10 protein-coding genes and 4 tRNA genes are annotated in these 13,189 nt (G+C 56.9%); 8 read left to right on the top strand and 6 right to left on the bottom strand.

Features of this window, described 5'->3' with window-relative positions; genetic code table 11:
• Positions 1-118: 118 nt before the first annotated feature.
• From clpB to BLQ41_RS31540, 6 genes are all read left to right on the top strand, one after another.
• A complete protein-coding gene (gene clpB, locus BLQ41_RS09275) occupies positions 119-2,683 on the top strand; it encodes an ATP-dependent chaperone ClpB (RefSeq protein ID WP_090179804.1) in 2,565 nt (854 codons plus the stop codon).
• Positions 2,684-2,981: 298 nt separating this feature from the next.
• Positions 2,982-3,057 (top strand) — tRNA-Asn (locus BLQ41_RS09280).
• 9 nt (positions 3,058-3,066) lie between these two features.
• A tRNA-Pro gene (locus tag BLQ41_RS09285) sits at positions 3,067-3,143 on the top strand.
• Positions 3,144-3,148: 5 nt separating this feature from the next.
• Positions 3,149-3,224: transfer RNA gene (locus BLQ41_RS09290), tRNA-Lys, on the top strand.
• A gap of 95 nt (positions 3,225-3,319) precedes the next feature.
• A tRNA-Pro gene (locus BLQ41_RS09295) sits at positions 3,320-3,396 on the top strand.
• A 153-nt stretch (positions 3,397-3,549) separates the two neighbouring features.
• Positions 3,550-5,175: a methyl-accepting chemotaxis protein gene (locus BLQ41_RS31540; RefSeq protein ID WP_090179807.1), complete on the top strand. Its 1,626-nt coding sequence runs from the start codon at positions 3,550-3,552 to the stop codon at positions 5,173-5,175.
• Between the two features lie 61 nt (positions 5,176-5,236).
• Here BLQ41_RS31540 and BLQ41_RS09305 read toward each other — a convergent pair whose 3' ends face one another.
• From BLQ41_RS09305 to BLQ41_RS09325, 5 genes are all read right to left on the bottom strand, one after another.
• Positions 5,237-5,635, bottom strand: coding sequence for an HvfA family oxazolone/thioamide-modified RiPP metallophore (locus BLQ41_RS09305; protein WP_090179811.1), 399 nt, complete (start codon positions 5,633-5,635; stop codon positions 5,237-5,239).
• 256 nt (positions 5,636-5,891) lie between these two features.
• Positions 5,892-7,190 carry an NAD(P)/FAD-dependent oxidoreductase gene (locus tag BLQ41_RS09310; protein WP_090179815.1) on the bottom strand — a complete coding sequence of 433 codons (1,299 nt, stop codon included), beginning with the start codon at positions 7,188-7,190 and terminating at the stop codon, positions 5,892-5,894.
• Positions 7,191-7,250: 60 nt separating this feature from the next.
• Positions 7,251-7,424: a DUF3094 family protein gene (locus BLQ41_RS09315; RefSeq protein WP_090179818.1), complete on the bottom strand. Its 174-nt coding sequence runs from the start codon at positions 7,422-7,424 to the stop codon at positions 7,251-7,253.
• Positions 7,425-7,475: 51 nt separating this feature from the next.
• The gene (locus BLQ41_RS09320) at positions 7,476-8,003 is read right to left on the bottom strand and encodes an MOSC domain-containing protein (RefSeq protein ID WP_090179822.1); all 528 of its coding nucleotides are present in this window, start codon (positions 8,001-8,003) and stop codon (positions 7,476-7,478) included.
• Positions 8,000-8,626 carry a DUF1780 domain-containing protein gene (locus tag BLQ41_RS09325; RefSeq protein WP_003228301.1) on the bottom strand — a complete coding sequence of 209 codons (627 nt, stop codon included), beginning with the start codon at positions 8,624-8,626 and terminating at the stop codon, positions 8,000-8,002. Before BLQ41_RS09325 ends, BLQ41_RS09320 begins: the two co-directional genes overlap by 4 nt.
• A gap of 710 nt (positions 8,627-9,336) precedes the next feature.
• On the opposite strand from BLQ41_RS09325, the gene potE reads away from it, so the two are divergent.
• Both potE and BLQ41_RS09340 read left to right on the top strand, forming a co-directional pair.
• Positions 9,337-10,677, top strand: coding sequence for a putrescine-ornithine antiporter (gene potE, locus BLQ41_RS09335; RefSeq protein ID WP_090179829.1), 1,341 nt, complete (start codon positions 9,337-9,339; stop codon positions 10,675-10,677).
• A 48-nt stretch (positions 10,678-10,725) separates the two neighbouring features.
• Positions 10,726-11,631, top strand: a complete 906-nt coding sequence (locus BLQ41_RS09340) for an amino acid ABC transporter substrate-binding protein (RefSeq protein ID WP_090179832.1) — start codon at positions 10,726-10,728, stop codon at positions 11,629-11,631.
• Positions 11,632-11,729: 98 nt separating this feature from the next.
• Here BLQ41_RS09340 and BLQ41_RS09345 read toward each other — a convergent pair whose 3' ends face one another.
• Positions 11,730-12,905 carry a DUF2252 domain-containing protein gene (locus BLQ41_RS09345; protein ID WP_331715194.1) on the bottom strand — a complete coding sequence of 392 codons (1,176 nt, stop codon included), beginning with the start codon at positions 12,903-12,905 and terminating at the stop codon, positions 11,730-11,732.
• Positions 12,906-13,189: the final 284 nt, after the last annotated feature.

Here is a 13,189-nt window from a genome sequence, read left to right on the forward strand (position 1 = left end):
ACATCAACTGTACGACGCTTGAATCTCCCAGAATCGACCACATCTAGTGAGGTATCTGGCAGGTTTCTTCATTCAGGATGGTTTCTTAGGTCCGGCCTGCTCAAAAGGAAGGTGACCCATGCGTATAGACCGTTTAACCAGCAAGTTGCAGTTAGCCCTATCCGACGCCCAATCGCTGGCTGTCGGCCTCGACCATCCCGGCATTGAGCCGGCGCACTTGATGCAGGCCATGCTTGAACAGCAGGGTGGTTCGATCAAACCTCTGCTGATGCAGGTCGGTTTCGACGTCAATAGCTTGCGTAAAGAGCTGACCAAAGAGCTCGACCAGCTACCGAAAATCCAGAATCCGACCGGTGACGTGAACATGTCGCAGGATCTGGCGCGCCTGCTTAACCAGGCCGATCGGCTGGCTCAACAAAAGGGCGATCAGTTCATTTCCAGCGAGCTGGTGCTGCTCGCCGCAATGGACGAGAACAGCAAGCTCGGCAAATTGCTGCTCGGTCAGGGCGTCAGTAAAAAGGCCCTGGAAAACGCGATTACCAATCTGCGTGGCGGCGAAGCGGTTAATGACGCCAACCACGAAGAGTCGCGCCAGGCGCTGGATAAATACACCGTTGACCTGACCAAGCGTGCTGAAGAAGGCAAGCTTGATCCGGTAATCGGCCGTGACGACGAAATTCGCCGGACCATTCAGGTTCTTCAACGCCGCACCAAGAACAATCCGGTGCTGATCGGTGAGCCTGGCGTGGGTAAAACCGCCATCGCCGAAGGCCTGGCCCAGCGCATCATCAATGGTGAAGTGCCGGACGGCCTTAAAGGCAAGCGCCTGTTGTCCCTGGACATGGGGTCGCTGATCGCGGGTGCCAAGTACCGCGGCGAGTTCGAAGAACGCCTGAAATCCTTGCTCAACGAGCTGTCGAAGCAGGAAGGGCAGATCATTCTGTTCATCGACGAACTGCACACCATGGTCGGCGCCGGTAAAGGCGAAGGCTCGATGGACGCCGGCAACATGCTCAAACCAGCACTGGCTCGCGGTGAGTTGCACTGCGTCGGCGCGACCACGCTCAACGAGTACCGCCAATATATAGAGAAGGATGCGGCCCTCGAACGGCGCTTCCAGAAAGTGTTGGTGGACGAGCCGAGCGAAGAAGACACCATCGCCATTCTGCGTGGCTTGAAAGAGCGTTATGAGGTTCACCACAAAGTGGCGATCACCGACGGCGCGATCATCGCAGCGGCCAAGCTCAGTCACCGTTACATCACTGACCGTCAGTTGCCGGACAAGGCCATTGACCTGATCGACGAAGCCGCCAGCCGCATTCGCATGGAGATCGACTCCAAGCCGGAAGTGCTGGATCGTCTTGAGCGTCGCCTGATTCAGCTGAAGGTGGAATCCCAGGCGCTGAAGAAAGAAAGCGACGATGCGGCGAAGAAACGCCTTGAGAAACTGCAGGAAGAAATCGTTCGTCATGAACGTGAGTATTCGGACCTCGAAGAAATCTGGAACGCGGAAAAAGCCGAAGTCCAGGGCTCTGCGCAGATCCAGCAGAAAATCGAACAGTCCCGTCAGGAGCTGGAAACCGCCCGCCGCAAAGGCGACCTCAACCGCATGGCCGAGCTGCAATACGGGGTGATCCCGGATCTGGAGCGCAGCCTGCAAATGGTCGACCAGCACGGCAAGAGCGAAAACCAGTTGCTGCGCAGCAAGGTGACCGAGGAAGAAATCGCCGAAGTCGTGTCGAAGTGGACCGGTATTCCAGTGTCGAAAATGCTCGAAGGCGAGCGCGACAAGCTGATGAAGATGGAAAGCCTGTTGCACCAGCGTGTGATCGGCCAGGACGAAGCGGTGATCGCGGTTTCCAACGCGGTGCGGCGTTCGCGGGCCGGGTTGTCCGACCCGAATCGCCCAAGCGGTTCGTTCATGTTCCTCGGCCCGACCGGTGTCGGTAAAACCGAGCTGTGCAAGGCGCTGGCCGAGTTCCTCTTTGATACCGAAGAGGCGATGGTGCGGATCGACATGTCCGAGTTCATGGAGAAACATTCCGTGGCTCGACTGATTGGTGCGCCACCAGGCTACGTGGGCTACGAGGAGGGCGGTTACCTGACCGAGGCGGTGCGTCGCAAGCCTTATTCGGTGATCCTGCTGGACGAGGTCGAGAAGGCCCACCCGGACGTCTTCAACATCTTGCTGCAAGTACTTGAAGATGGCCGTCTGACCGACAGTCATGGCCGCACGGTAGATTTCAAGAACACCGTGATCGTCATGACGTCCAACCTGGGCTCGGTGCAGATCCAGGAACTGGTAGGTGATCGCGAGGCGCAGCGTGCGGCGGTGATGGATGCAATCTCCACACACTTCCGGCCGGAGTTCATCAACCGGGTCGACGAAGTGGTGATCTTCGAGCCACTGGCGCGGGATCAGATCGCGGGCATCACCGAGATCCAGCTGGGTCGTCTGCGCAGTCGTCTGACTGAGCGCGAGCTGAAACTGGAACTCAGTCCAGAGGCCATGGATAAGCTGATTGCGGTGGGTTACGACCCGGTATATGGCGCACGGCCGCTCAAGCGTGCGATTCAGCGCTGGATCGAGAACCCGTTGGCACAGCTGATTCTGTCCGGTCGGTTCATGCCAGGCGACACCGCCAAAGGTGTAGTGGAAAACGACGAAATCGTCTTTGCCTGATCCCTGAAGGCAGCAAAAGTGAAGAGGCCTCGCATTGCGAGGCCTTTTTTTCGTCAGGTTGTTGAACTGAAAGGAAAAGGCTTGTAAAGTGCGCCCCGCAGTAAGTCACCCGGAAGGGTTTCTGCTCCCCAAGCAGGAATCTGAAATAAGTTGCAAATCATTAACTTGAATGCAATTTAGGGGGTTGACAGAGGTGCTTAAGATTGTAGAATAGCGCGCCTCAGACACACGAACGCAGCGATGCGAACGGGTCGAAGAGATGCAACTAGCTTCACCGTTGTAAATTGAAATATGTAGTTCCGTGATAGCTCAGTCGGTAGAGCAAATGACTGTTAATCATTGGGTCCCAGGTTCGAGTCCTGGTCACGGAGCCAATTTCAAACCGGGGTATAGCGCAGTCCGGTAGCGCGCCTGCTTTGGGAGCAGGATGTCAGGAGTTCGAATCCCCTTACCCCGACCATTTTTGGGTCGTTAGCTCAGTTGGTAGAGCAGTTGGCTTTTAACCAATTGGTCGTAGGTTCGAATCCCACACGACCCACCATTTTTGAAACCAGTTAACGCTGGGATCAGATCTTAAGATCAGACGCCAAAAGCTCTGTTCGCAGAAGGCGCCTTTAAAAGGTGCCTTTTTTTTACCGGGGTATAGCGCAGTCCGGTAGCGCGCCTGCTTTGGGAGCAGGATGTCAGGAGTTCGAATCCCCTTACCCCGACCATATTAAAAATCCTCGTATCGAAAGATACGGGGATTTTTTTTGTCTTCGAGAAAACAACACTTCAGTCATCGTACAACATGCCGATAACGTGGCTGCGGGGTACTGCCAAATGACGCCCCCAATCCTGACCACTACAAGAAAAGGGCGTTCGTCATGTTGCTTCGTCAGTTGAATATTGCTCCTCGGGCAGCCTTGGGGTTTGCCTTGATTGCCGTATTGGTTGCCTTGCTCGGCGTTTTTGCCTTGGGGCAGATGTCGAGTATCCGCAACAGTGAAGTGGCGGTGGAGAAGCAATGGCTACCGAGTATTCGCGGTGGCGACGAGATTCGCGAAATCATGCTGCGCATCCGCACGATCTCCTTGCGTATGGCGCTGGATCAGGACCCGAAGAATATCGCTCAATACCGCAGCCAGATGGATACCCGGGACAAGGAGCTGAGCGAAAAAATCGCCGCCTATGATCAGTTGGTCAACACCGCCGAAGGCAAGGCGCTGTATGGCCAGTTCAAGACGACTTTCGCGGCCTACCGTGCCGGCATAGCCCAATCATTCACCCTGGCCGAACAAGGGCGTCGTGACGAGCTGACCAAATTGTTGCTGGTGGACATGAAAACCGTGGTCGATGGTTCCGGCAAGCAGCTCAATGACCTGGCAGACCTGTTTGCCAAACAGGTCGCCGCCGAAAGCCAGAACTCCGCAGATCACTACGAAACGTCTCGAATGATCGTCAGCCTGTTCATCGCCCTCGCAGCCCTGGCCACCGTCGGCCTGGCGATGTTGCTGACGCGCAGCATCGTCAAACCGTTGGGTGACGCATTGAATGCTGCGGAAAACGTTGCCCGAGGCGATCTGACTCGCCCCATCGAAACCCACGGCAACGACGAAGTGAGCCGCTTGCTCAAGGCGCTGGCGACCATGCAACAAAACCTGCGTGAAACCTTGCAAGGTATCAGTGGCTCGGCGGCGCAATTGGCCACGGCGGCTGACGAGTTGAACGCGGTCACTCTCGACAGCACGCAAAACCTGCAGCAGCAGAACAACGAGATCGAACAAGCCGCCACGGCCGTCAATGAAATGACCACAGCGGTGGAGGAGGTCGCGCGCAATGCCGTGTCGACTTCCGATGCCACGCGCCAGTCCAGCGAGTCTGCGCACGCGGGCCAGGAGCGTGTCAGCGAAACAGTGACGGCCATCGGCGCCCTCGCCAGCGATGTGCAAATTACCGGCGGGTTGGTGCAGTCCCTGGCCAATCAATCCCAAGACATTGGCAAGGTACTGGATGTGATTCGGGCGATTGCCGAGCAAACCAATTTGCTCGCGCTCAACGCGGCGATCGAAGCGGCGCGCGCCGGGGAAAGCGGTCGGGGTTTTGCGGTGGTTGCCGACGAAGTTCGCGCCCTGGCTTATCGCACACAGCAGTCGACCCAGGAAATCGAGCAAATGGTCCAGGGCATGCGCAGCGGTTCCACCCAGGCGCTGGACTCGATGCAGGCCAGTTCCTCGCGTGCAGCCGCCACGCTGGCGCTGGCCGAACGAGCGGGGGAGGCGTTGCAGACGATCACTGCGTCGGTGCACCAGATTCACGAACGCAATCTTGTGATCGCCAGTGCCGCCGAAGAACAGGCGCAAGTGGCGCGCGAAGTCGATCGCAACCTGGTGAACATCCGTGACCTGTCGGTGCGATCCGCTGCCGGGGCAGACCAGACCAACGCTTCAAGCCATGAACTTTCACAGTTGGCCAACTCGTTGCGCACCATGGTGCAACGCTTCCAGGTGTAAATCCGCCAGACAAAAAAAACCGCGCCTCTCGGTGGAGAAGCGCGGCCTGTTTTTCGGGCGTTTAGGCGCCGTCTTGGTCTTTCAGGTGCTCGAACAGACCTTTTGGCATTTTCTTGCCGTTGGCTTCGAAGTTGGCTTTCACGTTGTTGTAAGCCTCTTGCTCATCGATAAAGCCGTCATGGTTGGTGTCGATCTTGTCGAAATTGGAATTCGGCGCGACTTTCTGGAATTCGGCGCGGGAGACTTTACCGTCGCCATCGGTGTCGGTCTTGGCCATCGATGCGTCGCCACACTTGCCTTCACCACATTTGCCTTCAGGGGTTTTCACCACCTGTTCAGCCGAGGCCAGCAGGTAGCCCTGAGTCAAAGGCTGCGAAGCGAATACGGAACCGGACAACATCATGCCGCCGGCCAAGACAGCGCCAAGCAGACCAATAGTGTTTTTAGTGGTAAGGGACATTTCAACTCTCCTGGGTTGCACGACACAACCGTTCGATAAAGGACGCCACGTCAGGCGGCGATAACCGTAGCGGGCTGGGTTGCCTTGCTCGGATGTGGTCATTTAACGGGCAGGGTGTATCGCTACTGTGTCGCGCAAGGGGGAGTTTGTAAGCGAAGGGTCGAAATCGCGGTGCGGGATACAGTAAGACACAGATGAACAGGCGGGAGAGTCGGAAATGTGAGAGCGAGCAAGCCCGCTCCCACACTGGAGCGAGTTAGTGCAGCTTCAGTCGCGGCTCTGTCCCGCGCCCGATCTTGCTGCCCAGCATCAGCATCGCCGTACGAAACGCGCCATACAGCGCCATCTGGTGCATGCGGTACAGCGACACGTAGAACATCCGCGCCAGCCAACCTTCCAACATCACGCTACCGGTAAGGTTACCCATCAAGTTACCCACAGCGGAAAAACGCGACAGCGAGATCAGCGAGCCGTAGTCGGTGTATTTGTATTCCGGCAATGCCTTGCCTTCGATCCGCAGCTTCAGCGATTTGGCCAGCAATGACGCCTGTTGATGCGCCGCCTGGGCACGGGGCGGCACATTGCGATCGCTACCCGGTTGCGGGCAGGCCGCGCAGTCGCCGAAGGCGAAGATGTTCTCGTCACGGGTGGTTTGCAGGGTCTGCAGCACTTGCAGCTGATTGATGCGGTTGGTTTCCAGGCCATCGATGTCCTTGAGGAAACCCGGTGCGCGAATCCCGGCAGCCCACACCTTCAGGCTGGCGTTGATCACTTTGCCATCGGCGGTGATCAGGCTGTCGGCCGTGACTTCGCTGACCGCGGCATTGGTCATGACGTTGACCCCGAGTTTCTCCAGGGTTTTATGCACAGGTCCGCCGATGCGTTCCGGCAGGGCTGGCAATACCCGAGGCCCGGCTTCGATCAGGGTGATGTGCATGTTTTCCGGTTTGATCCGGTCGAGCCCGTAAGCCGCCAATTCATGCGCAGCGTTGTGCAGCTCGGCGGCCAGTTCAACGCCGGTTGCACCCGCGCCGACGATGGCGACGCTGATCTGCTCGACCTTGTCGGTTTGCCCGGCATGGGCACGCAGATAGTGGTTGAGCAATTGCTGGTGGAAGCGCTCGGCTTGCTTGCGGGTGTCGAGGAACAGGCAATGTTGCGCCGCGCCCTGAGTCCCGAAATCATTGGTGGTACTGCCGACGGCGATGACCAGCGAGTCGTAGCCCAATTCACGGGCCGGGACCAGCTCCACGCCGGCTTCGTCGTAGGTGGCGGCCAACTGGATTTTCTTCTGTTCGCGATCAAGCCCGCTCATGCGCCCCAGCTGGAACTCGAAGTGGTTCCATTTGGCCTGGGCAACATAGTTGAGTTCGTCTTCGGAAGAGTTCAGCGACCCGGCCGCCACTTCGTGCAACAGCGGCTTCCAGATGTGCGTCAGGTTCGCGTCGACCAGCATCACACTGGCCGTGCCACGCTTGCCCAGAGTCTTACCCAGACGGGTAGCCAACTCCAGACCGCCGGCGCCGCCGCCAACGATGACAATACGATGAGTCATGGGGATATCTCGCAAGGCTAAAGGAAATCGGTGCGGTTACCCTCGCGAGCGCAATGCGGCTCATAGCGCCAGGTAACCGATAAGTCGGCTCAGCAAGCCCAAACCAATGGTCACTGCCAGCACCAGCACCAGGAGCATCCACGGCCGGAAAGGCCGGCGCTCGACTCGGTGCTGGGACAGGTGCAGGTACTCTTCGACATGCTTCTGGTCGTCGGGGTTCAGGCGGCTGGTCATAAAGGCCTCGTCAGGTAGACGTTGCTGAATGTGTGGAAGCTACAGGCTGATTTAACGAACGTTGAACGGAGCATAGCCGCTGTCCGGAACAGGCTCGACGCTCACCGTGTCGTCCAGCCGAATGATTCCACTTTGTAACACTCGGGCGGTGATTCCGCCATGTCCGCGGACCGCCTGAAACGTCCCCGGCCCGAGGTTGTTTTGCAGGCGTGCGCAAGGCTGGCACCAACCGGTGGTTTCGAAAATTGCCTGGCCGATCTTGAAGCGACGGCCCTTGAGGCTGAACAGGTTGATACCGCTGATAACCAGATTGCGCCGCAGATCACTCGGTAACACCGGTTGCTCGTCCGGGCGGCCCATCAGCGAGCTGATCACCGCCAGATGCTCCCACTGAATCAGCGTCACCTGCCGCGCATTGCGTACGCCGGGGCGCGCGCGATCACCGGTCAGGCCCGCTTCAAGTCGCGCTTCCACGGCTTCGAGTTCGATCATCGGTACGTGAGGTTCCGGGCGCACGCCGATCCAGCGTACGCGGCCGACTTGCGGGACTTGCGCGATCAGTTCCTGCAATGGGCTCACAGGCTGATCCCGACGTCGAAAACAATGCTGCGCCCGAGGTTGCTGCGCAGGAAATCCGGCGCATCCGGATGGGCGAATAACACCCGGGCGAACGTCGGGCCGACCAGCGACAACGAACGCCAGCCTTGGCGCAGGTATTCAGTGGGCGGCGGGAAATGGCTGTTCAGGTCCAGCACTTCGCGCTTGAGGCTGGCAAACGCGATGATGTCCAGTTCCCCCAGGTCCATGCCGCGCTCTTTGTAGTTGTGTGCTTTTTTACGCAAGGTCGGCGCCAGTCTGAGCAAGAATTCGTTGGCAGGAATGCGCCGGGGCTTGGCCTCCCGGCGGACCAGCTGACTGAGGGAAAACGCGCTGCGTCGACGTTGCAGCTCGTCGCGCCATTCATCGTTGAGGCGCCGACCTTCATCGAGCACGAAGAACACCTCGAAATTGGCGTCGCGAAACAGCACGTCCGGCGGTTCCCCGGCGGGGGCGAATTCGTCGGCGCGATAGGGAATGTTCAGACCTTGCAACAGGCGCTGGCAGACCCAACGCTCACGCTCCCATTTGCGGGCATTGGACAGAAATGCGTTGGCTTGCTCGGCCGCGATGGTCAGCAGGCGTAAATAATCTGAGTCATCCATAGGCCCAAGCTTAGCGTTCAAATGTGACCCTAAGGAATAAAGTCTGTCGCGAAAGAAAAAAAGTCTGGCGAGATTTCGAGTGCTTCTGCGAGAACGCTAGCCATTCGCTATACAGCGCTCTGTGGGCCATCACACTGGAATTGTTGATTTTTATCAACAGATCTCCGAATGACTGAGGACACGATTCCAACTAAGCCATGACGCAATTTAATAGTTTGCTCACCTGCAGCTAATGCAGAAGGGGAAGGATGACCCGGCTCATGATTTTTGTATTTTCGGAGCATCTTCAATGAAAATTTTTATTGAAAAAGACCCCGCACTGAATCGGTGGTGGGTTCACATGGATGTGTGGGTTGCAAGTTTTTGCAGTCTTGATGGTGCGGAATCTTTTGTCGAGCGATTGAACTCGCGAATCAATGCGCCGCACGCCCTCTACATGATTGGAGGTTCCTCTCTGTTACCACAGAACGATCTGAAACAGTCCAGCGCTGAATCAACACGATGTACTCCGCCCCTTAAGAAGTGTTCTCACGCCTGATACACAATTCATCTCGAGGGAGTGAAGAAAACAAACGCGCTGCCCCAGTTATGTCTATAGCTAATGTTGTCAGTTAATTGATTCAGGGTTTTGAGACGGCCAGCTTATTAACTTTCCTCAGCAAATCGCCGGACACAAGGGTCAATCCGTTGAGCAGATCAAGGAGTTTCCGATGGCCGACTCAAGCAAAAAAATGAGCCTCATGGGGCTCACCACACTGGTGACGGTGAACATGATGGGTTCGGGCATCATCATGTTGCCAACGAGCATGGCCCAGCTCGGGGCCGTTTCGCTTCTGTCGTGGATCGTTACCGCCATCGGTTCCATGGCCATCGCCTACTGTTTTTCCCAGTGCGGCATCTACTGTCCACGTTCCGGCGGGTTGTCAGCCTACACCGAAGAAGCCCATGCCAAATCGGGGTTCTTCCTTTGCTCGTACCTGTACTTTCTCTCGCTGGCCATCGCCAACGTCGCGGTCGCTATCTCCGCAGTCGGGTACATGACATCGTTCTTGCCCTGGTTGGGTAGCGGGGCCATCCCGTTGTTCATCGGTACGGTCGGCCTGCTTTGGTTGACCACCGTGGCGAATTTCGGCGGCCCCGGCGTCACCGGCAAGATTGGTGCAATTACCGTGTGGGGTGTGATCATCCCGGTGGCCGGTTTGAGCATCATTGGCTGGTTCTGGTTCAAGCCCGAACTGCTGATTGCCGCCTGGAACCCGAACAACCTGCCCATCTCCGAAGCCATCGGCAAGGCAATTCCCCTGACCCTGTGGGCATTCCTTGGCATGGAGTCGGCGGCGCAAGCGTCTGATGCCGTGGAAGATCCCAAGCGCACCGTGCCGCTGGCCTGTCTGTTCGGCACGCTGGGTGCGGCAGTCATCTATGTGCTGTCGACGACGGTCATTCAGGGTGTCATTCCAAACGCAGAGCTGGCCAATTCGACGGCGCCTTTTGCGCTTGTCTATGCACACATGTTCAATCCGTTGGTCGGTCACATCATCATGGCGCTGGCGGTGATGGCCTGTGTGGGGTCGTTGCTGGGTTGGCAGTTCACCTTGGCACAAACAGCCAAAATGACGGCTGATCAGGGCATGTTTCCCAGATTCTTCAGCAAAGTAACCTCACTCGATGCCCCCATCGTCGGCATGCTCGTCTGCGGTGTGCTTCAAACGCTGATGGCATTGTCGACCATCTCGCCCAATGCCAGTGCCCAGTTCGGAAAACTCGTCAGCCTGGCGGCGGTGACCAACCTGATCCCCTACGTGACGGCGGCTACCGGGTTGCTGGTCATGATGTACAAGGCCCGCGTCAGCGCCGGGGTCTTCATGCGCAACACCATGCTCTTGCTGATCGCCGTGGCCTATTCTTTGTACGCACTGTTTGCCTGCGGCAAAGACGCAGTATTCGGCGGAGCCCTTGTCCTTGTGTTCGGATACCTGCTCTATGGCTTCCTCGCCAAGCGCACTGTCGAGGCGCCTTCAACCGTTCAAGTCAGGATCGACAATCCTTAGTCGTTGTTTTCAGTCATGCACAGTCATCTGAATTCGGGGAACCGGGACATGAACGTAAAACTTATCAAAGCCACCCACCTCTTCTTCGTTGGCTTGCTCGGGCTGATGCCGTTGTTGGCTGGTGCCAATACCCTTGAGCGGGTGCGGGCGAGCAACACTTTCACCCTCGGTTACTTGTCGGACTTCGCACCTTTCAGCGTCCAGGCTGGCGATAAAGCTACGGGTTATGCCATCGACCTTTGTCTGAAAATCGCCGATAAGGTCAAGGCTGAGTTGGGTTTGCAGGAGCTGCAAGTTCGTTTTCAGGCTGTCCCTGACTCAGAGAAGATGAGTGCCGTCAGTTCAGGCAAAGTTGACATCCTTTGCACACCGACGCCGCCCACCCTGCAAGGGCGAAAAATCGTAAGTTTCTCGGTGCCGATCTACACCGCCGGCCTTTCTGCCGTGGTGCGCCAGGATGCATCGGAGCCGTTGCTCAATGCGCTCAACGGCAAAGTCGCTCATACCGGGCCGACCTGGCGCGCAACGGTCAATCATGGGCTGTCCAACCAAACCTACGCGGCCATAGCTGGCGGAGTCACTGAAGCGTGGATTCGCCAGAAAATGCAGTTGCTCGGTGTGGTGGCAACGCTCGTCACGGTTCAGAACGCTGACGCAGGTATGAAGTTGGTCGCCGAGGGTAAAGCCGATGCGTTTTTTGCTGAACGCATGATGCTCAAAAATCTCCTTTCCACCCATTACTCAGCTGCGAAACTGATATTGCTGGATCGCATTTTCGAGTACGCGCCGACGTCAATGGCGGTGGATCGCAACGATGAAGACTTCCGCTTGCTGGTCGACACGGCGCTGAGTGAAATGTACCGCTCGGGTGAAATCGAACAGGGCTATGACAAATACTTGGGGGGCATCGGCGATCTGGGCAAGAAGCTATTCAAAATTTATGCGCTTCCGTAGTCGATTAATGAACGGGCACGGTGATCACGGGCGTCTGATGTGCGGCTCCAAGCAATCACATCAAGCCTGCGAGGCAATGGCTGCACACTGGATCGGCTTCATAAGTCCTCTTCTCTAAGCGCTTTGATACGCCCCGATTTTTCTGCGGCGATCAATGACGCATGGTCTTTCGCATTCTGATCCGCATAACTCATGGCAAATTTGCCAATGGCCAGATCGAAGGTGTCCGATTTTCCCAAATAGCCACTAATGAGTGCTGAGTCACCGGATTTGGCATGGGCTCGGGCCAGGGTGAGGCCGCACAACTCGGCGTACAACTTCATTTGATCAACCGATGCGCCCTCGATAGGGGCGGACATTTTCATGTCCCTCAACTGGCGCACGAAAAAATGCCGGCCATTTTTCCCCTGCGCCCAGCCCAGGAAGATATCGCTGGCGGACTGCATTAGCCGTTGCCCGGTAACAACGCGCTGACCTTGATTTTCGAAGTCGCTTTTGCCGGCAAAGGGTGCCAATACCGAAGGACTGGCTTCCTTGAATTGCAGAAGCAGCGGGTGGTTTTCCGCGGAAAAAAACAGGCCGACGAAACAATGGGTGCCGACGCTGCCGATCCCGACGGCCTTGACGACAAAGTCTTCGAGCCGGTAGCGATCCAGGAGCACGCGCCGTTCGAGGGGGAGTGATAATCGATAGTCCTGCAGTGCCATGTTCACACGTTGTTCGAAGTCACGTTGATAAACATGAAACAGTATCGGCGGCTGATCGACCAACCGCCGACGCCCTGCCACTTCGTTGCTGATGGTCGGATAAAGGTAATCGCCGATGCGTGCTTTGGCTTTGGCGATCACCTGTTCTCTATTTTTTTTGATTTTGGCATTGGGGGCCATGTCGATGATCATTTGAGCATCGAGGCGGTCATACCAGACCTCCAACGGACTCATCTTCGAGAGTTTGCGCAGGCGCCTGCGGTAAGCACTGACACAATCGACCGCGATCGCCTGGGCATCTTTGTCGCTGAGCTGGAGATCGCGTGCAGCCACGGCAAAACTGATCGCCAAACGTTTGATATCCCACTCCCAAGGGGCAGGAAGCGTTTCGTCGAAATCGTTGATATCAAAAATCAGATTACGTTCGGGGGTTGCGAACAGTCCAAAGTTCAAGAGATGGCAATCTCCGCAGGCTTGTACCCGAACGCCCGTGGTCGGAGTCGTCGCCAGGTCATACGCCATGACCCCTGCAGACCCGCGCAGAAAGGTGAATGGGCTGCGTAGCATGCGCCCGAAGCGCACAGGAATCAGACTGGGCATTCGATATCTGTTCGACGTTTCCAGGATATCAATCGGGTCGCGGTGTTTGCGTGTCGGCTTCCAGACGGCGTGAAGTGCATGTGGACAGGTCTTGGATAAACGCTCACCTGCGTCCAGGCGTTCCTTGCGTGAGCGGAAGAATGCTTCGTCATCCCACATTCCCTTGATGTTCTTAACCGCCTCTTTGGCAGAACTCTTTTGGTTGTGAGACATATCCGCTCCTTTGCTCAACGAAGTCGAATGCGTTTGGG

It is taken from the genome of Pseudomonas arsenicoxydans (genome assembly GCF_900103875.1).
In the GTDB taxonomy this organism is placed as follows: domain Bacteria; phylum Pseudomonadota; class Gammaproteobacteria; order Pseudomonadales; family Pseudomonadaceae; genus Aquipseudomonas; species Aquipseudomonas arsenicoxydans.